17 protein-coding genes and 2 pseudogenes are annotated in these 19,935 nt (G+C 69.2%); 9 read left to right on the top strand and 10 right to left on the bottom strand.

Going from position 1 to position 19,935, the window contains the following annotated elements; genetic code table 11:
* Positions 1-57 precede the first annotated feature (57 nt).
* The 5 genes and pseudogenes from ACZ4S3_RS31935 to ACZ4S3_RS31915 form a co-directional block, all read right to left on the bottom strand.
* A complete protein-coding gene (locus tag ACZ4S3_RS31935; protein WP_467940777.1) occupies positions 58-1,305 on the bottom strand; it encodes a GNAT family N-acetyltransferase in 1,248 nt (415 codons plus the stop codon).
* A gap of 481 nt (positions 1,306-1,786) precedes the next feature.
* A complete protein-coding gene (locus ACZ4S3_RS31930; protein ID WP_467940537.1) occupies positions 1,787-3,013 on the bottom strand; it encodes a cytochrome P450 in 1,227 nt (408 codons plus the stop codon).
* A 169-nt stretch (positions 3,014-3,182) separates the two neighbouring features.
* Positions 3,183-4,028: a DUF4097 family beta strand repeat-containing protein gene (locus ACZ4S3_RS31925; protein ID WP_467940535.1), complete on the bottom strand. Its 846-nt coding sequence runs from the start codon at positions 4,026-4,028 to the stop codon at positions 3,183-3,185.
* 83 nt (positions 4,029-4,111) lie between these two features.
* Positions 4,112-4,630, bottom strand: a complete 519-nt coding sequence (locus tag ACZ4S3_RS31920; protein ID WP_467940775.1) for a hypothetical protein — start codon at positions 4,628-4,630, stop codon at positions 4,112-4,114.
* 255 nt (positions 4,631-4,885) lie between these two features.
* A pseudogene (locus ACZ4S3_RS31915) lies at positions 4,886-5,143 on the bottom strand (serine hydrolase domain-containing protein); the annotation flags it as partial.
* 328 nt (positions 5,144-5,471) lie between these two features.
* Between ACZ4S3_RS31915 and ACZ4S3_RS31910 the strand changes: the two are divergent.
* Entirely contained in the window at positions 5,472-5,597 is a 126-nt protein-coding gene (locus ACZ4S3_RS31910; protein WP_467940533.1) for a hypothetical protein, read from the top strand.
* Complete coding sequence (locus ACZ4S3_RS31905) at positions 5,578-6,045, top strand: Pycsar system effector family protein (RefSeq protein ID WP_467940531.1); 468 nt, start codon at positions 5,578-5,580, stop codon at positions 6,043-6,045. The genes ACZ4S3_RS31910 and ACZ4S3_RS31905 overlap by 20 nt, the downstream gene beginning before the upstream one ends.
* A gap of 1,069 nt (positions 6,046-7,114) precedes the next feature.
* Here the strand turns inward: ACZ4S3_RS31905 and ACZ4S3_RS31900 are convergent.
* Complete coding sequence (locus ACZ4S3_RS31900; protein ID WP_467940529.1) at positions 7,115-7,570, bottom strand: iron chaperone; 456 nt, start codon at positions 7,568-7,570, stop codon at positions 7,115-7,117.
* Positions 7,571-7,731: 161 nt separating this feature from the next.
* On the opposite strand from ACZ4S3_RS31900, the gene ACZ4S3_RS31895 reads away from it, so the two are divergent.
* Positions 7,732-8,322 carry a TetR/AcrR family transcriptional regulator gene (locus tag ACZ4S3_RS31895; protein WP_467940527.1) on the top strand — a complete coding sequence of 197 codons (591 nt, stop codon included), beginning with the start codon at positions 7,732-7,734 and terminating at the stop codon, positions 8,320-8,322.
* Between the two features lie 253 nt (positions 8,323-8,575).
* Positions 8,576-8,743: a hypothetical protein gene (locus tag ACZ4S3_RS31890; protein WP_467940525.1), complete on the top strand. Its 168-nt coding sequence runs from the start codon at positions 8,576-8,578 to the stop codon at positions 8,741-8,743.
* A 113-nt stretch (positions 8,744-8,856) separates the two neighbouring features.
* Here ACZ4S3_RS31890 and ACZ4S3_RS31885 read toward each other — a convergent pair whose 3' ends face one another.
* Entirely contained in the window at positions 8,857-9,141 is a 285-nt protein-coding gene (locus tag ACZ4S3_RS31885) for a hypothetical protein (RefSeq protein WP_467940523.1), read from the bottom strand.
* A gap of 643 nt (positions 9,142-9,784) precedes the next feature.
* Between ACZ4S3_RS31885 and ACZ4S3_RS31880 the strand changes: the two are divergent.
* The 3 genes and pseudogenes from ACZ4S3_RS31880 to ACZ4S3_RS31870 form a co-directional block, all read left to right on the top strand.
* Positions 9,785-9,883, top strand: a pseudogene (locus tag ACZ4S3_RS31880) (IS5/IS1182 family transposase); the annotation flags it as partial.
* Positions 9,884-10,009: 126 nt separating this feature from the next.
* The gene (locus ACZ4S3_RS31875) at positions 10,010-10,522 is read left to right on the top strand and encodes a DUF6624 domain-containing protein (RefSeq protein WP_467940521.1); all 513 of its coding nucleotides are present in this window, start codon (positions 10,010-10,012) and stop codon (positions 10,520-10,522) included.
* Between the two features lie 129 nt (positions 10,523-10,651).
* On the top strand, positions 10,652-11,743 hold the full coding sequence (locus ACZ4S3_RS31870) for an IS630 family transposase (RefSeq protein ID WP_467940519.1): 1,092 nt from the start codon (positions 10,652-10,654) through the stop codon (positions 11,741-11,743).
* 234 nt (positions 11,744-11,977) lie between these two features.
* Here ACZ4S3_RS31870 and ACZ4S3_RS31865 read toward each other — a convergent pair whose 3' ends face one another.
* Positions 11,978-12,511: a hypothetical protein gene (locus ACZ4S3_RS31865; protein ID WP_467940517.1), complete on the bottom strand. Its 534-nt coding sequence runs from the start codon at positions 12,509-12,511 to the stop codon at positions 11,978-11,980.
* A 214-nt stretch (positions 12,512-12,725) separates the two neighbouring features.
* On the opposite strand from ACZ4S3_RS31865, the gene ACZ4S3_RS31860 reads away from it, so the two are divergent.
* Positions 12,726-15,671: an AfsR/SARP family transcriptional regulator gene (locus ACZ4S3_RS31860; RefSeq protein ID WP_467940515.1), complete on the top strand. Its 2,946-nt coding sequence runs from the start codon at positions 12,726-12,728 to the stop codon at positions 15,669-15,671.
* 204 nt (positions 15,672-15,875) lie between these two features.
* On the opposite strand, the gene ACZ4S3_RS31855 is transcribed toward ACZ4S3_RS31860, so the two are convergent.
* Positions 15,876-16,790, bottom strand: coding sequence for a LysR family transcriptional regulator (locus ACZ4S3_RS31855; protein ID WP_467940513.1), 915 nt, complete (start codon positions 16,788-16,790; stop codon positions 15,876-15,878).
* A gap of 206 nt (positions 16,791-16,996) precedes the next feature.
* Here ACZ4S3_RS31855 and ACZ4S3_RS31850 point away from each other — a divergent pair, with 206 nt between their 5' ends.
* Positions 16,997-17,926 carry a ketopantoate reductase family protein gene (locus ACZ4S3_RS31850; protein WP_467940511.1) on the top strand — a complete coding sequence of 310 codons (930 nt, stop codon included), beginning with the start codon at positions 16,997-16,999 and terminating at the stop codon, positions 17,924-17,926.
* Between the two features lie 571 nt (positions 17,927-18,497).
* Here the strand turns inward: ACZ4S3_RS31850 and ACZ4S3_RS31845 are convergent.
* Positions 18,498-19,235 carry an SAM-dependent methyltransferase gene (locus tag ACZ4S3_RS31845; RefSeq protein WP_467940509.1) on the bottom strand — a complete coding sequence of 246 codons (738 nt, stop codon included), beginning with the start codon at positions 19,233-19,235 and terminating at the stop codon, positions 18,498-18,500.
* Between the last annotated feature and the right edge of the window lie 700 nt (positions 19,236-19,935).

Genomic DNA, 19,935 nt, shown 5'->3' with positions numbered 1-19,935 from the left:
GCGCGATCAGGGCGGCTGTGTTCATCAGGGCGGCTGTGTTCATCAAGGCGGCTGTGTTCAGTAGAGCGGGAAGGCCCAGCCGCCGGGGTACCAGGGCTCTCGTTCGCCGCGGAAGGCGGCCGAGGCGAGAGCAAGCGCGCCGGGGCGCAGTTCCTGAACGAGGCCCGCGGCGGCGAGGGCGGTCAGTGTGGTGCCGCCAAGGAAGGCGGCGCCGAGCTGCGCTGCTGTCAGACGCAGGTCGGCCGGGGCTGTGGTGGGTTCGCAGACAACCGTCTCGCCCTCCGCGTGCAGCCGGTGGTGTCCGCTGTTCCACGGGCAGAACGCGTGGTGCACATCCACGACAAGGTCGACTGGGACGGCATAGCGCCGGGCCGCCAGGGCCCGGTCGACGTCTGCCAGCCGCACCCACAGGCGGTCGACGAGCGTGGAGTTGATCGCCCGAGGCTCGGTCAGCAGGTGTGGGAGCGGCTCGTCCGCAGCGCCCTCATAGTCGATCCACGTCACGAGGTCGATCCCGGCGAGGAAGCGCCACAACGCGGCGTAGGCCTGGCGCGAGAGCGCTGCCAGTTCCACCACCTGCATCATGCCGGTGCTGTCGCCGCGCCCGTCCGGCACGGTGTTGTGCCGGTAGAGCGTGTAGCCGGTTGCCTGGCCGTCGAGGTCATGGTGCACGGCGAAGCGCAGGGAGGTGGCCGTGCCGCGTGCCTGCGGTCGGTCAGCGAGGCGAACCCTCCAGTGTGGCTCCTGCCGGTCGGGCCAGCCGACCGCTTCGGTGCGCGCCTGGTCGTAGACCCGCTCGAGGGCGGGACGGGCCTGTGCTGCTGTCAGCAGCCGCACGGTTCCGTCCCCGAAGTCCGCGTCTGGGCGGAAGCGCATGGCACTCCGATCGCAACGCATCCGGTTTCCCCGCGTGGCCGGACCATAGCCGTAGCGCCCGTATATCCCGGCTTCGGAAGGGCGAAGAACGGCTATGGGTTCGCGTTGGTTCTCGTGCAGATCTGTCAGCTGCGTGCGCATCATCGAGGTGAGGATGCCGCGGCGTCGATGTGTCGGGGCCACGCCCACAGAAGCGACGCCCGCCACAGGCAGGACGCTCCCTGGAACGGTCAACAACCGCGTGTAGACGGAGGCGCCGGCAACCGGCACGCCCTCATCGAAAGCCGCCAGGGTGCGCCCGAGATCCGTCGCAGCTCGCTGGTCGGCCAGTTCCTCTTCAGAACGGTCCAGGCCGTAGGTATCGGCAATCATCCGCGCCCAGGGCACGAACTCCTGATCAACTACGCCGCGAAGCGGAAACGGAGGCATCGTCACCGAGTATGTGTACAACACACCGGGCCGAGGTGAGAACAGAGTTTCGCCGTCAAATGCTCGGAAGGCCACCGGCTCGCATGCCCACGGCACCTCGGGAATGTCGGAGAACACCGACCAGTGGGCATGCAGCCGGAATCCGCTCAGATCAGCTGATTCGACCCGTCGAAGGAGTGCCTGAGTGCCTGAGTGCCTGAGTGCCTGAGTGCCTGAGTGCCTGAGTGTCTGAGTGCCTGAGTGTCTGAGCTGTGCGTGGACGCTGACGATTGACGCCCAAGAACGATCGGTCCGGTTGAAGCCGGGGCCGCGGACTCGCGTCGGTATCGGCCGCCCGTCCGGCGCCGGTTGCCGCGGCGAATCCCGGACGGACGGTTCAACGAGTTGTTCGCCGCACTACGCCACAACCCTCACCGGAATGGACCACAAGACCGGCCCTCAAGGAGTGTTCCCACACAGGTGACGCGCTCGGCCGACGGATTTACCGGGCCGTTTCCGTCCAGGTGACCGGCAGTTCGTGGACGCCGTAGATATTCATGTCGGTCCTGAGTTTCACCTCGCCGGCGGGGATGGCGAGCTTGAGGGTCGGGAAGCGACGCAGCAGTCCGTCGAAACCGGCGCGCATCTCGATGCGGGCCAGTTGCTGGCCGAGGCATTGGTGGATGCCGTGGCCGAAGGACAGGTGACCGCGGGCCTTGCGGTGGATGTCCAGGGTGTCGGGGTTGTCGAAGCGCCGGGGGTCGCGGTTGGCGGCCAGCAGCGAGACAACGACGGTCGAACCCTTGCCGATTGTTTCACCGCCGAGCTCGATGTCCTCCGTGGCGTAGCGGAAGAAGATGTCGGCAATGGACAGGTAGCGCATGAGTTCCTCGACGGCGCCGGACATCAGGTCCGGGTTGGCGCGCAGTTCGGCCAGCTGCTCGGGATGCTCCAGGAGCGCGAAGGTGCCCAGCCCCAGCACGTTGGCGGTGGTCTCGTGGCCCGCGAACAGCAGCAGGAAGGCGATGCCGGTCAGCTCCTCGATGGTGAGGTCGTCATGGCGGGCCAGGTCGGACAGTATGTCTTCGCCGGGGGCGGCGCGTTTGCGCGTGACCAGTTCGGAGAGGTACGTGGACAGTGCGCTGTACGCGGCCATCTTCTCGTCGAGCGACTGGTCCCTGACCAGGATCTTGGCGGAGTTGACCTGGAAGTTCTCCCGGTCCGCGTAGGGGACGCCGAGCAGTGCGCAGATCACCAGCGAGGGCACCGGCAGCGCGAACTCCTTGACCAGGTCGACCGGCGGGGTAAGGCGCGCCAGTTCGTCCAGTTGCCGCTCGGCGATGTCGATGATGTGCTCTTCGAGCTGCTTCATGCGTTTGACGGTGAAGGCGCCGGTGAGCTTGCGCCGCAGCCGGGTGTGGTCCGGCGGGTCCATGGCGACGAACATGCCCGGAATCTGCGGGGAGGGTTCGGTGGGGGTGGGCATGTTGGGGGTCTCGAACGGCATGTGGAGAACGCCGATGTCCTGGCGGGAGCTGAACCGGGTGTCGGCCATGAGCCGGCGGACCGCGTCGTAGCCGGTGACGAGCCAGCCCTCGTGACCGTCGGGGAAGAGCATGGGGCTGACGGGGCGAGTCTCGCGCAGCCGGGTGATCTGGCTGGGCGGGTCGAAGGGGCCCGCGTCGCGATCCATGGGGAGGCCGTGCGGGGTGGGAACCGTTTCACTCATCGGATGACCTTTCGTGGCGGTTGTTGCGGCCGGACAGCGGCGGGCGATTGCGGACTAGCGCCGTCATGGCGTGGGCATGACAGAAGGCGGCCTGGGGCCCTTCGGCTCGAAGGGTGAAGTGGCAGGGGAATGGGGCGAGTTGCAGGTGATGCGGGGTGCGCGGGGGTGCTCAGGGCTTGGCGCGGAGGATGTCGATGTTGCCGTGCCGGGTACGGGCGCGGACCTCGACGGTGTCCTCGGCCTTCTCCGGGGACTCGGACGCGGTGAGCGTGTTGCGCACCTGCCCGGAGCCCGAGCTGACGTCGAGCCAGGCGGCTGTGCCCTCGCGGATGCCGACCTCGATGGCGCCGTAGGAGGTCTCCAACTGGACGGTGCCGCGGGCTACTTCGGCCACGCGCAGGGTGCCGTGGGCGGTGGTCGCGGCGACCGAGTCCTCGGCGCGCACGATGTCGATGTCGCCGTTGGCGCCGCTCACCCGCAGCTCCCCGGTCGCGGCGCCGACGGTCGTGCTGCCGTGCGAGTTCTTCAGGATCGCGGGTCCGTCGACGAGGCCGACGCGCAGGCTGCCGGAGCTGGTGGTGATCTCGGCCTTGCCCTCGACGCGGTCCACGGTGATCGAGCCATGCGACGCGGTCAGATGCAGCGGCCCGGTCGTGCTCAGGCGTACATCGCCGGAGGAGGTCTTCACCCGGACCTCGCCGAGCCGGCCCTCGCCGAGCACCTGGGCCCAGGCGCCGGTCATGTCGATGCGCGAGCCGGTGGGCAGGTCGACCGTCACGTCGACGGTGCCGGTGCGCCCGAGCAGATAGCGCTGCTTGGGCGTCCGGACGGTCAGGGCGCCGCTCGCGTACGTCACCTCGGTCTGATCGGCGGCCCGCACATCCGCATCCCGCTGCGGGTCGCGGGGCCGCACCTCGACGACCGTATCGAGACGGTCGCCCGCGGTGAACTGGATGGAACCGGCCTCCACGTGCGCCGTGGCCGAGATCGGTTCGGGAGTGTCGAAAGAAGGCATGGCTGTCCCGTCCTCTTGGGTCTCATGGTCGTCCCCGCTGGTGGGGACGTGGTGTGGGTGAAGTGGGGCGGGCGCGGGCGCGGCTAGCGCACCCAGCCCTTGAAGTTCTGTCCGACGCCGTGGGCCTTCTCCGTCGTACGTGGCCGCGTGCCGCCATCGACCGCGGCCGACACGGCGCGCACCAGCCACGCGTTGACCGACAGGCCCTCGCGGTTCGCGGCCTCCTCGGCGCGCGCCTTGAGGTGGGCAGGCAGTCGCAGATTGACGCGGGCGGTGCCACCGTCGTCACCGTCCGCGGGGGGCGGCGACGCGAGCGGTTCGGCGGGTGCGGCCGCTGCTTCCGGGTGGCCGCTGTCACCGGGCGGCAGCGTCACCACGAAGTCGGGGTCGAGCCCGCGCAGCCGTACGTCGACCGAGCCGGGGGCGAGCTCGCGGGTGACCTCGTCCATCGCGGCGGAGAGCACATTGAGCATGGTCAGACGGGTCGCCGACTCCAGAGGAGCGGTGAGCCGCTCGGCCAGCTCGCGGGCATCTTCCCCGCCGGCTTCGGCGGCCACCGCGAGTTCGCGACGCAGGGTGTCGACATACGGAGTGAGGTCCATGACGTCATGATGGCACCACTGTGGCGCCATGTACAAGTCACGTGGCGCCTTTTGTGGCGCGGGCTTGAGGGTGGCCGCCCTGAGCTGGTGAAAGGTGAAGGGGTGACCTGAGTCATTGTGGTGCCACGCGTGCTCATTCGTTTTCGGGAGCGTGGAATGGCGCCGGGCGACGCCGGGCGACGCCGGATGGCGCCAAGCTGCGCCATCCGACTTCATGTGATGCCTGGTGATGCCAGGTGATGTCCAAGAGGGTGGCCGCAGCGTCACCGCGCCCTTGCCCTCGATGGCGAACTCCGGCCAGTAGTCGGCGACCTTGCGGTCGAGATCCAGGACCCCGTTCTGGACGAGCAGCGCGACGACCAGGTGGGCGGCGCCCTTGGTGGTGGAAAAGACACCGGTCAGCGAGCCGCCGGTGACATCACCCGCCCACAGGTCCACGACCGGCTTCCCGTCGCGGTAGGCGGCGAGCTGCGCGCTCGGGTCGTTCTCCTCCCCGGCGACGAACGCGGCCAACTCTCCCGCCGTGCGCGAAGAAATGTTCGAAAGAACGGTTCCGAGGAGCAAGTCCGAGGAAGGGCGTGGAAGAACTGGGCGTGGGGGCGGTGAGCTTGATCGGGCGGCGCAGATCATCGACTGGACCGCACCACGGGCGCCGACACCCCGACCAGCAGTGCGCGGCCGGCAAGGTGCTCAGCTTCGTGCAGATGAACGTGCCCAGTTGCCGATGACTTGGGGGTTGCCGATGACTTGGGGGTTGCCGATGACTCGGGGTGTCTGCCTGCGAGTCGGCCATGGCGGGCCAAGGCATCTGACCAGGTAAGGAAGAGCCCACGGAAACCGAGTGGCCGATCGCGACGTCCTACGTCTCGATGGCTGCGCAGAGTCCTTCGCGGGCTGCTGGCAGGCCCTGGGCAAGGTGAAGTCGGCCGGCGAGGAAGGGCACACCGATGGCACCCACCGCACCTGATCCGCAGCAGGACATGGCGCAGGACCGTATCGCCGCGACCGTCACCTCCCTTCAGGCCGACCTGGCGCGCACCGATGCCAAAGCAAGCCTGCTGCTGGCCCTGTCGGGAGCCGCACTTGTGGCGCTGGCCTCGACGGCATCGAACCTCCACCCGACCGTTCCAGCTGCCGTGGCCGCGTCCCTCGCTGCCGCTGCGCTCCTGGCCTCGACGATGATCCTGTTACTCGCGATCCGTCCGTACCTCGGAGGCAACGGCTGGACGAGTTGGTCTCGGTTGAGCACCGATCAATTGCGCGATCTGCTGACATCCGGCTACCAGGTGGAGCACCTGAGGTTCATGGCCACACTCGCCATGCGGAAGTTTCGTCTTATCCAGGCTGCGGTTGACTGCATGCTCGCCGGGCTCGGCCTACTGGCTTTCACAGCTGTCCTCGTCGCAGTGGCCTGAGTTTGCGATCAGCGTCCAGCGTCTTCGCCTGGCTCGGCCGGCCGAGAGCGTTGGCGACGATGTCGATCTGCTGGTCCCGGTTCGTGCTCCATGCCTGGTCCGGGTAGGCGACGGTTGGTGCGATGTCCGGCAGGATGGAGTGCTGCTCCTTGGTGGTGCCCGACCACGGGTGTGTGGCACGAGCGCGATGGAGGTCTCGGCCGAGCCCTGGCCGAGGGTGACGACACGTTCGGGGCGCTTGGGTATCTCCGCCGTCCCGAGCGCACTCTTGACCTTGACGGGGAATCCCTCACCGCTCTTCCCCGGTTGCTCCGGACGCCGCCTTCCCGTTTGATGAACGGCCACTGAGGACAAGCGCGAACGCCGCAACGGCGGCGCAGGCAGCGAGCGTTCCACGACGCGCGCGAAGGGACAGGAGCCGCCAGGCATCCGCGTCCGGGCCATGTGTCCTGCGGGCGACGCGCCAGGTACGGGCACCGCAGGAACCGGCCGACCCGCAGGTCACCCGTACTGTCGTCGGCGGCCTACGGAGACGACCGGCCCCTGTGCTGCCGGCGGCTCACTCCTCTCCCGTGAACCGGTGATCGACCGTGCCGGGGGGCCGGCGAGCCTGCCGGGCCCGTCGGAGACCCCGTTCTCCGGCGCCTCGCCCCGGCGTTCGTGCTCCTGCCCCGCCTGGCCCCTGTCGGGCAGGACCACCGCGGACGGTATCGACCGGCCCGTCGGGCTGCTGACCGCCGCCTGTGCTGCTGGCCAGAGTGTGATCACGTGAGCGGCGGGCCGGAATCCAGGCCGAGTACCGTCCCGGCCGGGGCGATGGGGACCAGGGGAGTACGGATGCACGAGGACCGAGAACTGGCGCAGGCGCAGCGTGCGCACTGGCGGCAGACCCATGCCGCCCACCCGGGCAGGTACGGCGATGAACCCTCCGCCGCTGCTGTCCACACCGCCGCGGTCTTTCGTACGGCCGGCGCGAACCGCCTTGGTCTTCGCGCACATGCCACTGTGCATGGCGCGGGCCGTCGAGCACGTGAAGACGGCGCGGGCCCGGCCCGTTGCCGGGCGCGCCTCAGCTCACAGCCTGCTTCACGAGTGCGGCGATCCGCGCCTCCACTTCGGTCGTCACCTCGGTCAGGGCGAAACCGGCTGCCCACATCGTGCCCTCGTCCAGCTTCGCCTGGTCGCTGAACCCGAGCGTCGCGTAGCGCGCCTTGAACTTCTCCGCGCTCTGGAAGAAGCAGACGACTTTGCCGTCCAGCGCGTAGGCGGGCATGCCGTACCAGAGCTTCGGTGCGAGGGCCGGGGCGCCGGCTGTGATGACGGCATGGACGCGCTCGGCCATGATCCGGTCCGAGTCCTGCATCTCGGCGATCTTCGCGAGCACGTCCCGCTCCGCCTCCGCCGCCTTGTCCGCGCGCGAGCTGCGGCGGGCTGCCTTCTTCAGCTCTTGGGCGTGGTCCTTCATCGCGGCCCGTTCCTCGGCCGTGAATCCCTCGTGCGTGCTGCTGCTTTCGGTGCTGCTCATGGCAGAACTCCCCTTGAGGATCTGATGTGTTGGATCCTGGGCGCGTGGGTGGCGACGTGCCACCAGATCAACATCGGCACGATCCGTGCCGATCGAGACTGAATACTGCGCGCAGCCCTCGGGATTGTCAACGGCACGCCACGTGTCGATAGAGTGGTGGCATGACCGACACGCCCGCCACGCCGAGACGCCGGGGCGCCGCGCGCACCGAAGAGCTGCTGCAGGTAACCCTCGATCTGGCTGCGGAGGTCGGTTACGCGGGGCTGAGTATCGAGGCGGTTGCCAGACGGGCCGGGGTCGGGAAGCACACGATCTACCGGCGCTGGCCGTCCATGGCGGCGCTGCTGCTCGACGCGCTCAGCCGTGTGTGGGCCAGCGACCTGGACTACCGCGACACCGGGGACGTCCGCGCGGATTTGCGCGAACAGTTCCTACGCTCAGGCCGCGCCCTCTCCAGCCCGCCGATCGGCCCCGTCTACCGCGCGGTCATCGCGGAGGCTCAGTCCGATTCCGCGCTGCGGGCGACCCTGCACGAACGATTCCTGGTCACCGTCGAGCAGAGCACCCTCGACCGGATCACCCGCGCCCAGCGCACCGGTGAACTGGTAGCGGAAACAAACCTGGAATTCGCCGCCGAGGTGCTGTGCGGCACTCTGTACTACCGCAGCCTGCTGTCAACCCGCCCCATCGACGAGAGCGCGGTCGACGGACTGCTGGACATGTTCATGGCCGCGTACGGAACCACCGACTAGGACTCGACCGCGGACGCCGGATCTCTCCAATGCGTCACTGCGGTGCGCGGCGGCGTCCGCGGCGGCGCGCTCAGCTCGCTGCCCGCGCTGTTGGAACGGAGCGGATACACCGATCACCTCAATCACCGCTCGCAGGCTGGCGCCTCTGCGTCCCGGCTGGTGCTCTGGGTGGACCGGCTCGGGGCTCGCTCACCTCGCTGGTGCGGGCGACGATCTGATCGAGTGCGGGGATGCCCAGGAGGACAGTGGGCCCTTGGCGCTCTTGTTGCGCGGCGAGTTGGGTGAGTGTCTCCGCGGCGGCGAGACTGATGGAGAGTCCTTCGACTTCGCCGAGCCGGCCCTCGCGTTGGGCGTCAACGATCCGGTCGGTGCGGTTGTCGCGGATCTCGACCAGTCGCGGCCTCTCTGGGGGGAGATGTGAGGACGGGGCGTCGTCCGCAGGCTTCTCCGAACATCGAGGCGGCACGCCATTGCGGCGTGGGCTTCGCGAGCCGATGACGCCGATGACGGCCGATGAGGGCTGATGGGGGCCGATCAGGGCAGTTCCTGGCGGATCTGTAGCCAGAGGAGAAGTTGGTCCCGGTTCGGGCTGGACTGCAGATAGCTGACGAGGGTGTCGAGATGGGCCGTCAGGGTTTTGTGTCGCCGCAGCTCCCGGATTCGCTCAATGGGGAGCCGGCGCCAGTGAACGGCGAGGGCACGGGCCTCGGCAGGAGCGAGAGCCAGTGTGGCGAGAGTGTCCGAGGCGAGCCTCTCGGGCGCCCAGTCGGGGTCGTCCTCGTCAGGGCCGAGGCGGTCGATGGCCCACGTCCGGAGCATGAACTCCTGGTGATCCGCCCGTGATTGCTGCCGGGGACCGTTGGCGCGCAGGCGCCCGTTGGCGTGCAGTGACAGCTTGGCCCACTGCTTGCGGGCTTCTCGGGATTCGTCGGATCGGTAAGCGTGACCCTGGGCGACGACGCGTATCGCTTCGATCTCCCGGCCTTCAGCTTCGTCAGCGAGTAGCCATAGACGCGCCATAGTCCAGGTGCAGAGGTCGGGGCCCAGCTCTTCTCGGTCGGCTCGGGTGCTCAATACTCCTCGTTCCTGATGGCCGGCATGCCGACGTCGACGGCGCATGCGTTGCGGGGTCAATTATGCGAGCGCGGGGTGCTGCGGTCCTCGCGGTGGAGGACGTTGGCAAGGGCGATGGCGGTGTGGGTGGCGGGGTGGGGGTCGTGGGTCCGCCAGATGAGGTGGACGGGTACGGGCTGCGCGTCGCACAGGGGGCGGTAGGTGATGCCGTCGCGGCGGTACTGGGCGGCGGTGGCCTGCGCGGTGAGGCCGATGCGGCGGCCGGTGGCGATGGCGGCGAGCCGGTCGTCGATGTCCTGGGTGTACTCGACGGCGGGCTGCTCGTGCGCGGGCCACAGGTCGAGGGTGGCGCGAATGACGGCGAGGTCGCACAGTCCTTCGGCGAGGTCGGGCGTTCCGTGCGGTGGCCACGCGATACGACAAGCTCGCCTGTCGCTTCCAGGGCGCCGTCACCGTCGCAGCCATCCGGCTCTGGTTCCGGGGATAGATCCATTATCCCCGTGACCGGAGGTGCCTGTCACCGTTCTCCGGAATGATCTTTACGCCCAGTATGTGCCTTTAGGGTTACGGACGACAACGAGCACAACGCACCGATCTGACTTAGGAGTTAAGAGTGGCGCACGACGTTGCCGCGCTGGCGCTGGCGCTGGAACTAACGGACATGGCTGCGGCCGATCGCCAGTCCTCAGCCCATGCGAACAGCGATGACCCCGCCGTGCAGTTGGCCTGGCGCCGGCTGACCGCACGGCACGGTGACCGACTCGGCGAGATCATGGATGAGTACGGCTGGCCGACAGCAGAACTGGTCGGCGAGGAGGCCACACGCTCGGCTTGGCTGCTCGCCCAGCACGCCGACCGACAGCTCGACGTTCAGCGACGCGCCCTCCACCTGATGCAGCAGGCGGTGACGGCAGGCTCAGCCAGCCCCCGCGAGCTGGCCTTCCTGCGCGACCGCACACTGGTCAATGAGGGCCGCAAGCAAATCTATGGCACTCAGATCGCCGGCGTGAAGGACGGGGCTCCTGTTCCGTGGCCCTGTGAAGAGCCCGAGCGCATGGACGAACAGCGTGCGGAAGTTGGCATCGAGCCCTTCGACGAGTACGTAGCCAAGTTCTCATTGGCCTGACGCCCCGTTCCCAGTCCGGCGGATCATTGCCTGGGACTCAGATCCTTGCCTGGGACTCATCTGCCGTGGGGCAATGATCCGCCGGGCACGCCCTAGTGACCTGAGTCGGAGATTCGTCGTTGGTTGGGTATGAGTCGTCCGGGTCCGAAGATTCCGCCGTTGTCGGTCACTGATGCCCAACGGACCGTGCTGGAAGGCTGGGTGCGTCGTCGTTCGACGGCCCAGTCTCTGGCTCAGCGCTCAAGGATCGTTCTGGAGTGCGCTGAGGGGTACTCGATCATGGAGGTGTCACGCCGGCTCGGCGTCACCGCGGACATGGTCCGCACCTGGCGACGGCGCTTCCTCGAACGTGGTCTGAACGGCCTGTCCGACGAGCCGCGGCCCGGCGTCCCGCGCAAGATCACAGACGCAGACGTCGAGCGTGTCATCGTCAAGACGCTCGAGGAGAAACCGAAGAATGCCACCCACTGGTCGACCCGGTCAATGGCCGCGGCGACCGGGATGTCGCAGTCGGCGATCTCGCGGATCTGGCGGGCTTTCGCCCTGGCCCCACATCGCTCGCAGACGTTCAAGCTGTCGACGGACCCGCTGTTCATCGACAAAGTCCGCGACGTCGTCGGCCTCTACCTCGACCCGCCGGAGAAGGCGCTGGTGCTGTGTGTGGACGAGAAGTCGCAGATCCAGGCCCTGGACCGGTCCCAACCGGTCCTGCCGATGATGCCCGGCGTTCCCGAACGCCGCAGCCACGACTACATCCGCGCCGGCACCACCACCCTCTTCGCCGCCCTGGAGGTCGCGACGGGAAAGGTCATCGGCTCCCTGCACCGCCGGCACCGGGCTGCCGAGTTCAAGAAGTTCCTGGCCAAGGTCGACAAAGAAGTCCCCGCCGGCCTCCAGGTCCACCTGATTCTCGACAACTACGCGACCCACAAGACACCCGACATCAAGCGGTGGCTACTGGCCCACCCCCGATTCCACCTGCACTTCACACCCACGAGCGCGTCATGGCTGAACCTGGTGGAACGGTGGTTCGCAGAGCTGACCCAGAAGAAACTCAAGCGAGGAGTCCACCGCTCCGTCCAAGCCCTCGAACGCGATATCCGTGCCTGGCTGGCCGACTGGAACGAGCAACCCAGACCCTTCACCTGGACCAAAACCGCCGACGAAATCCTCGACAAAGTCGCCGCCTACTGCCGACGAATCTCCGACTCAGGTCACTAGTGCGACGGCGGCGAGTACCCGTGCACGCGGGGGCCTGAATTGGGCGCTGACTGACGCTGTCGGAGCCGCTTCGAGAGGTCGCGGCTGATGGTTGAGCGCAGTCGGCGGTCATGCGCTTCCCCCCTGGGCTGCGCCATGGGGATCTCGGCACACGGTCACCGTCCCCGCAGCCCATTACATGACGTTCAGGGTGGGGAATTGCCTGACCGTCGACACCGGCCCGGCGTGACGCCATCAGTTGGCCCGTACGAAGTTGAGCAGCACTCCGGTGCCGAGCCACGGCTCGACTCCACAGCACTCCCAGCCTTCGCGCTCAATGGCCCGGATCGTTTCATCGACTCCGCGGTCCACCCGCCTGACGGCCCGCTTTCCGTACACCGGCCGATTGAGGTAGAGCTGCACCGTGTGTGTCATCTCTCCCGCTTCCCTCGCCCTGCGGGCCTCTCGGGCCAGGCTCCACAGGTGGCGCCGCTTCATGCTCGTCATGTGGTACCTCCGTGACGTCTTGTCGGGCCGGACCCGTGCCAGGTCCTCCCACTCGGCGTGATCGGCGACCGCGCACACCGCCGCGTTCCGGCTGGGCAGGTCGGTGGCGACCAGGACCTGACACCCGTCGTGCCGCCGCGCCCAGGCGTTCCAGGCGCCCGCGCTGCCTTCAACCCGGCCGACGACCGGGCCGCCGGCAGCACGGATTCGGCAGCTGCCGTCGCCCAGGCCGTACAGAACCAGGCCGCAACGGCCCAGGAGCAGTGCAACCTCAGGGGTCATGGCACCTCCGCGGGTCGGGCGCGCCCGGTGCCGGGTTGCAGGCGGCGGTGCTGTCCCCCGTACGGCACGGCGACGACCGCTGTTCCGGCTCTGACTTGCCAACTGTGATGCACGCCGCTGGAATAGCGATGAAACTCTGATGATCCGTGATGACAGAGGGGCCCGGATGGCAATGGGGGCGTCGCAGGAGCTGCACGTCGCGATACTCGGCCCCGTGCAGACATGGCGAGGCGACCTGGAGGCGGCAATCGGTCCGGCCCGCCGACAGGCGGTGCTGGCGGCGCTGGTGCTGCGCGGCGGCCGGCTGGTCAGCCACGAGCAACTGATCGACGGAGTGTGGGGCGACAGGCCGCCGCCGACGGGGCGGCGCGTCCTGCCCAGCTACGTATACGCGCTGCGGCAGGCCCTGGACGTGCCGAGTGCGGGGCAGAACGCCTCGGTGATCCGTGGCGGGCCGGGCGGCTACCGCTTCGCCGCGCCGGTCCGCCTCGACACCGCACGCCTCGCCGAACTCTCCGTGGAAACACGACGGTTGCTGGATGCCGGAGACATCTCGCGGGCGCTGGCCGCCGCTGAGCAGGGCCTGCGGCTTTTCCGCGGGGAACCGCTGGCGGGGCTGCCCGGGCCGTACGCGCTCGGGGAACGCCAGCGGCTGCTGATCGAGCGCCGCTCCCTGCAGCAGCAACGGCTGGAGTGTCTGCTGCAGCTCGGCCGCGGCAGCGAGGTCCTCGCGGACCTGGCCTCTTCGGAGGCAGCCGATCCGCTGGACGAGCCGGTACAGGCGCTGAGGATCCGGGCGCTGTACGGCACGGGCCGGCAGGGCGAGGCGCTCGCCGCGTACGAGGGGCTGCGGCGGCGGCTGCGAGAGGAGCTGGGTGCCGCACCGTCCGCAGCCCTGCGGGACCTGCACGCGGCAGTGCTCCGCCACGACGACACGGCCGTCCTCGGCGGCTCGCCCACCGCCGGCGGCTCTGCCTTCCCGGACGCAGCGACTGCCTCGAAGGTCCCCACGGCGGTTGCCTCGCGGCGCCCCCGGGCATCGGTACCGTCGGTGCCGACGCAGGCCCGGCCGCTTCGCACGGTGAACCAACTCCCCGGAAACGCGGGCAAGTTGATCGGCCGCGTCGCTGAGGTCGCCGCACTGACCGCGCCCGCCCCCCACGAGGGCGTCATGGTCGCGACGGTGGACGGCCCTGCCGGGGTCGGGAAGACATCGCTGCTGGTGCACGCGGCGTGGACGCTTCGCCCCCAGCACCCGGACGGCGTCCTCTTCCTCGATCTGCTCACGCACCACTTGCCGGCAGGCGACCGACCCTTGACGCAGCGGCTGCTCCAGCGGCTGCTGCGCACGCTCGGTATGGCCGACGCGGACATCCCCCAGGACCACGACGGCCTGATCGCTGCATGGCGCGACGCCACCAGCAGGCTGCGGCTGCTGCTCGTTCTCGACGATGCGGGAAGCGCCGCGCAGGTGCGGCCCCTGCTGCCTGCCGGTCCGGGCAGCCGCGTGCTGGTGGCGGGACGGCGCAGGCTGACCGGGCTGGACGCGGACCGATGCGTGACCCTGGACCCACTGCCGACCACCGAATCGATCGATCTGCTGCGCCGCCTGATCGGCGCCGCGCGCACCGACGCCGAACCCGAGGCGGTCACCGACCTGGCGCGGCTGTGCGGGGGCCTGCCGCTGGCCCTGCGGATCGCCGGCGCGCGGCTGCAGCACCGGCCGTCGTGGTCGCCGGCCCACCTGGCGGCGCGTATGGCGCGGGAGGAGCGGCGACTGGGCGAGCTGAGCGCCGGGGACCGCAGCGTGGAGGCCGCGTTCCACATGTCCTACGAGCAGTTGAGTGAGGCCCGGCAGCGGGCGTTCCGGCTGTTGGGCCATGCGCCGACGCCGGAGTTCGACGCGTGGACGCCGGCGGTGATGCTCGGGGTGGGCGTCGACGAGGCGGAGACCGTGCTGGAGGAGCTGTACGACGCGAGCCTGGTGCTGCAGCCGGGCCCGGGACGGTATCGCCTCCACGACCTCGTGCGGGTCCACGCGCGGAAGCTGGCCGGCACCCGGCCTGAGGAGGCGGCGCAGGCCCGTCGGCAGGTACTGGAGCTGTATGTCCAAGCGGGCCGGCTCACCAGTGACGATGGCCGGGCGTCGGACGGGGATCCGCAGCGGTTCGACTCCGCGCGGGAGGCGGCGCGGTGGCTGGACGAGGCGGGGGCGGACCTGGCGACCGTACCGAGCTACGCGGCGGCGCACGGCGAGGACGTCCTGGCGACGCAGCTGGGTGAGGCACTGCGGGACTACTTCCTTCACCACGATCGCTACGACGAGGGCCGCACGGCGCTGACGACGGCGCTGCGCGCCGCTGAGCGGAGCGGGGATCCGGCGCTGCGGGTCCGGGTGGCGGCGTCGCTCGGTCTGCTGGACCACCAGCAGGGCCGGCACGCGCAGGGTGGCGACTGGCTCCGGCAGGCTCTGAAGTCCGCCCGCGAGAGCGGCGACGAGACGATGGCGGCGCTGCCTCTGACCGGTCTGGCCCTCCAAGACCTCCTGCAGGGGCGGTACGACACGGTGACGGCCACTGTGGATGAGGTGCTGCCGGTCCTGAAGCGGGCCGACGACGAGTGGGGAGTATCTCTGGCATTGGCGCTGCGGTCGATAAGCCGGTTCATGCAGGGTGAGGTGCCTACAGCGTTCGCCGACGCGCGGGCGGCGCTCGCCGCGGCGGAGCGCAACGGCCGCCCGATACCGGTCAGCCAGCGCCTGGTCTCCCTTGCAGACGGGCATGCGGCGCTCGGCGAACGGGCGGAGGCGCGGGCGGTGCTGCTGCGCAGTGAGGCACTGCTGCGGGAGGCCGGCGACGCGCTGCTGCTGGCGTTGACGTTGACACGGCTGGGGTCGGTCGCGGAGGACCTTGCGGAGGCGGAACGCCGCCATCGCCAGGCATTGGCGCTGCACACAGGCATCTCGCGGCGTTCGGAACCGCACCGCACACGACTCGAGATGGAGATCCGGCACCGCCTCGGTCAGTCGTACGTGGCAGCAGGAGAGCGGATACGGGCACGACGGGAGTTTTCTACGGCACTGGCCCTGGAGCGAGCGGAGGAACACCCGGATCTGCAGCAGCAGTTGCGGGCTTCGCTTGCGGAAGTGGACAAGGAGTGAGCCGGCGTCACCGGCCGGGTGCCGGACGTCACCAACCGGGAACTTCGACGGTGCGCATCGGGGGGGCGGTTTGGGGTCGGTGAAGTGGCGCGGGGCGCCGCTGGTCTCGTACCTGTTCCGTTCGGGGAGTGGCCGATGCTTGGGGCTGTCTGGCCTGGGACGGTCTCGGTGTGTTGTCTCGCGGGGTGGGTGTGGCGGCGGTGATTACTGGGGGGCCGGGCCTGCCGTGCATCGCTGTTCGACGATGTCGGCGAAGGTGCGGGCGAGTGGGGTGAGTGTGTCCCAGCGGCGGACTGCCCAGCCCACCGGTAGTGGTGGCAGGTCCGGGAGGGACAGAAACTTCAGCGGGCCGCTTTCGCTTGACGGGCCGGCGGTGTTCTGCCCCGGTAGGGCGGGGACGATGGCGTGTCCGATGCCGAGTTCTGCCAGCAGGATGGCGGTGTCCCAGTCGGCGACGCCGGTGTCTGAGGTGGGGTGGATGTCCAGGCGGGCGAAGGCTGTGTCCAGGTGGGCCCTTGAGGAGGAGTTCTCCGGGAGCCGGATGTGCCGGATGCCGGCGAGGTCGGCGGCTGTGATCTGTGACCGGAGGGCGAGCGGATCGTCGGTCCGGACCGCCAGTACCCACGGCAGCTTCACGACGGGACGTTGCTCGATGCCCCGTACCGGGCTGCCGATCGTGATCCAGGCCAGGTCGACCGCGCCGTCGATGAGCGCGTCGAAGCAGCTCTGGCTGGAGGTTTCCGTCCAGAACTCCAAGCTCACCCTTGGGTGACTCTCGCGGAAGGCGACGATGGCCTCGGCCATGAAGTGCCGCACTGTCGTGGCGCCCGTGGTCACCCGCACCGATCCGGCTTCGCCGCGCGCGAGTTCGCCCAGCCGGCGCAGGGCGAGATCCAGGCCGGCGATCCCCTCCAGGGCCGCAGCCTGCAGCAGGCGTCCTTCCGGGGTGGGCACGACGCCCCGTGGCCGGCGCTCCAGCAGCCGCACCCCTGTTTGCCGTTCCAGCCGTTTTACGTGCTGGCTCACCGCTGACTGGGTGCAGGACAGGTCCCGGGCGACGGCGCTCAGGCTTCCCGCCCGGCACACGGCCACGAAGATTCGCAGGTCATCGAAGGTCATGGGCACGGATGCCACGGTAAGGCCGCCTCAACCTAAGGAATCTCTTGGGGGTATGGAAGAAAACCCGAGGATTGACTTGCCTCTCGGGGTTCGCCGATGATCAGTTCGGGCCCAGGGCGGCAACCCGTCTCGCCCCTCCTGCCCAGTCCGGACATGGCGAAGGGGCGGGACGGGTGCCGACCCGCGAGCTGACAGGAGCCCCAACCATGCACCACACCGGACCGCTCACCGGCCACTTCACTGCCGCGACCCCCTCTGCCCGGACCGTGGCCGTACTCGGCCCCGGAGGGGTGGGGGGACTGCTGGCTGCGCTGCTCTCACGCGCCGGACATCGCGTCATCTGTATCGCCGGTGAGGAGAGTGCACGCGCACTGCGCCACAACGGCATCCGGGTACGCAGCGGTCACCACGGTGCGTTCACGGCCGAGGTCGAGGCGGACACCGCCCTGCGGGAGCCCATCGACGTGTGCCTGGTGACGGTGAAGCACACCGCGCTCGACGCGGCGCTCGAGCGCATACCGCCCCAACAGCTCGGTGACGGACTCGTCCTGCCCCTGCTCAACGGCGTCGAACACCCTGCTGTCCTGCGCGCACGCTACGGCTTGCGGCAGGTGGTACCGGCCGTGATCCGTGTCGAGTCCACCCGCACGGCTCCCGGCGTAATCGAACACGGCAGCCCGTTCACCGAGATAGACCTGGCCGGTCCGCAGGAGCGTCTCACCCCGCTCGCCGCGCTGCTCACGGCCGCCGGCGTGGACACTCGCGTCGTGCCGGACGAGAACGCCGTCCTATGGGCCAAGCTGGCCTTCCTGGCCCCGTTCGCCCTGCTCACCACCCGCTACCGGCTGCCCATCGGCAACATCCGCTCCGAGCGGAGGGAGGAGCTGGAGACCCTGGTCGAGGAGGCCACTGCCGTGAGCGGGGCCTGCGGTGGGCCGGCGGACGCCGCCCAGGTCCTGGCGCGGTACGACGCGTTCCTGCCCGGCAGCAAATCGTCCATGCTGCGCGACGCGGAGGCCGGCCGGCCGCTGGAACTCGACGCAATCGGGGGATCCTTGCTGCGAGCAGCCGAGCGGCACGGCATCCCTGTGCCGCTCGTGGCTCGGATGGTGAGAGAACTAAGGGCTGTCCCGTAGGGCGTTTGTGAAGGCACTTGCCGGGCGGGGGAGCCAGGCATTGACCGGGCAACTGCGCCGTAGGGTGCGACGGCACGAGCTCATGGTTGTGCGGTGGTGATTGCCGCGCCGTGTTCGGCCAGGCGCTGGAATCGCCCGACCATCGGCCGCTGACAAGGCATTTCGCTGACGGCGACCATGCCCGATCAGCCCGATGGGTGCGGGCTTCCTTGGCCAGCGCCGGGACGGCTTCTTGCGGGTGACGCGCTTGGTCATCACGGTGATCAGTGCCCAGGTCGGGCGGACTTCGCAGTGCTGGGCAGTCGTTCGTGGTCCCGGACGGTGCGGCGGGCGTTCATCAGCCGGCCCAGGGTGCGCTCGGCCTTCCAGCGATGGGGGGATGACAACGAAGCCCTTGACGCCTTTCGGCCGGGCAACGGTCGGCGGGGTGAGCCGGAGTCGGTCATCGGCCCGGTTCACGAGCCGGACGGCGTAGGCGCCCCACCTCGTCGCTCAGGAGAGACGAACCACGAGACCCGGCCGCGGAGTGTGGTGGTGTGTCGGGGCCGGGCTTGGGTCGGCCCGAGGTTCGTCAGTCGGACGTCTGACGCAGGACCAGGGAGACGAAGCCCCAAGTGTCCCGGTAGACGCGCAGCCATTCGGAGCGCCGGGTGGTGGCCGTCGCGAGCACGTGCGAGCTGTCCGGATCGGCAGGGCGGTCCAGAGCCCATGAGGCCAGTGACCCCCAGCAGGCCCATTCGTAGTCGTCCAGTTCGCGGCGCGTGCTGACGTGCCCGTTGACAGGTGTCCACCCGTCGGCGACGACACGGTCCACAGTGGTCGCCAGGTCGGTGAAGTCCCCGAGCATCTCCACGGCATCCTGGGAAGGGGCGCGGTCCCAGAACCCTTCACCGATCAGGACATGGCCACCGGGAGCCAGGTGCTTGCGTGCCGCTGCGAGGGTGGGGAGCAGGCCGCCGAAGGCATGCGTGGCCCCGACGCTGAGCACCAGGTCGAACGGCTGTGAGGAGACGAAATCCGCGGCCTCCTGGTGGTGGAGGACGAGGCGTTCCTGGACGCCGAGGTGGCTCGCTGCCTGGCGGGCTTTCCCCAAGGCGACCTCGGAGACGTCGACGCCCTCGGCGTGCAGGTGCGGGCGCGTGGCCAGGGCGCGCAGGAGCCATTCCCCGCCGCCGCAACCAAGGTCGAGCACACGCTCGTCCCCACGCGGGAGGGCGCGTTCCAGAAGCCGGCGCACCGATTCGTCGTCGAGCGGAGACTTGATCGGGTGATCGGCATGGGCGATCTGGGAGATCTGTTCACGGTTCACCGGCGCAGCTTGTCAGCGCCACAGGCCGCGCGCATCTCGTTTTTTCGGTCACGGACTGGAGCTCTCCGGGACAACCGCCGACCCACAGGCAATTGACAATCATCCGGGATGGCGGCGTGCGGACATCTGGCCGTTGCCCGGCATCGCGCGGCGCAAGACCGGCTCCTGCTGACCCGACATGCGCGACCCCGGTTCACCACTCGCGGATATTGCCTGCCGACTGCCACGGTCACCGCCACCGAAGACAACTCCCCTTGACCGCTTGACCGCTTGACCGCCGTGTGACGCCGGTCGGAAGCGGACATCGTGCAGATGTGGATGCCGGTGCACCTCACCGTGGGATCGAGCCACGCCGGATCAGGCCCAATGGTGCCCTGCGGAAGGGGCGTTACAGCACAGACGCCGAGAGTGTGCCGGTGGTGGTCGGCGACGGGGAGCAGGGCGGGGCGCCCACGATCCGCGCGACCCAGTGGCGGTTGGCGAGTCCCGTCGCGCATCCTCAGTTCTCGCTCAGATCGCTACACGCTCGACCCAAGTTCCGTACGCTCGAAGTACCGAACGCCACGAACGGAGGATCGATGAATACCCCCCTCAGCCGTCTGGCCACCCGCACCGCATCATTCCTGCTGCGCGGACGGCGGCCCCGGTTCGACCACGCTGAATCCCACCGAGCCGCCCGGCCCAACCAACACGCAGGCCT

The organism is Streptomyces sp. NPDC028368 (assembly GCF_055565615.1).
Note: the sequence above shows the minus strand (reverse complement) of the source record. Positions and strands in the feature narration are given on the sequence as shown.

What these genes read in the sequence shown, in the direction of transcription:
- ACZ4S3_RS31905 (WP_467940531.1), top strand. Translation starts at nt 5,578, where the DNA reads ATGGCACCCACCGCACCTGATCCGCAGCAGGACATGGCGCAGGACCGT.
- ACZ4S3_RS31865 (WP_467940517.1), bottom strand. Translation starts at nt 12,511, where the DNA reads ATGACCCCTGAGGTTGCACTGCTCCTGGGCCGTTGCGGCCTGGTTCTG.
- ACZ4S3_RS31920 (WP_467940775.1), bottom strand. Translation starts at nt 4,630, where the DNA reads ATGGACCTCACTCCGTATGTCGACACCCTGCGTCGCGAACTCGCGGTG.
- ACZ4S3_RS31925 (WP_467940535.1), bottom strand. Translation starts at nt 4,028, where the DNA reads ATGCCTTCTTTCGACACTCCCGAACCGATCTCGGCCACGGCGCACGTG.
- ACZ4S3_RS31930 (WP_467940537.1), bottom strand. Translation starts at nt 3,013, where the DNA reads ATGAGTGAAACGGTTCCCACCCCGCACGGCCTCCCCATGGATCGCGAC.
- ACZ4S3_RS31850 (WP_467940511.1), top strand. Translation starts at nt 16,997, where the DNA reads ATGCACCACACCGGACCGCTCACCGGCCACTTCACTGCCGCGACCCCC.
- ACZ4S3_RS31870 (WP_467940519.1), top strand. Translation starts at nt 10,652, where the DNA reads ATGAGTCGTCCGGGTCCGAAGATTCCGCCGTTGTCGGTCACTGATGCC.
- ACZ4S3_RS31935 (WP_467940777.1), bottom strand. Translation starts at nt 1,305, where the DNA reads ATGCCTCCGTTTCCGCTTCGCGGCGTAGTTGATCAGGAGTTCGTGCCC.
- ACZ4S3_RS31900 (WP_467940529.1), bottom strand. Translation starts at nt 7,570, where the DNA reads ATGAGCAGCACCGAAAGCAGCAGCACGCACGAGGGATTCACGGCCGAG.
- ACZ4S3_RS31855 (WP_467940513.1), bottom strand. Translation starts at nt 16,790, where the DNA reads ATGACCTTCGATGACCTGCGAATCTTCGTGGCCGTGTGCCGGGCGGGA.
- ACZ4S3_RS31885 (WP_467940523.1), bottom strand. Translation starts at nt 9,141, where the DNA reads ATGCTCCGGACGTGGGCCATCGACCGCCTCGGCCCTGACGAGGACGAC.
- ACZ4S3_RS31895 (WP_467940527.1), top strand. Translation starts at nt 7,732, where the DNA reads ATGACCGACACGCCCGCCACGCCGAGACGCCGGGGCGCCGCGCGCACC.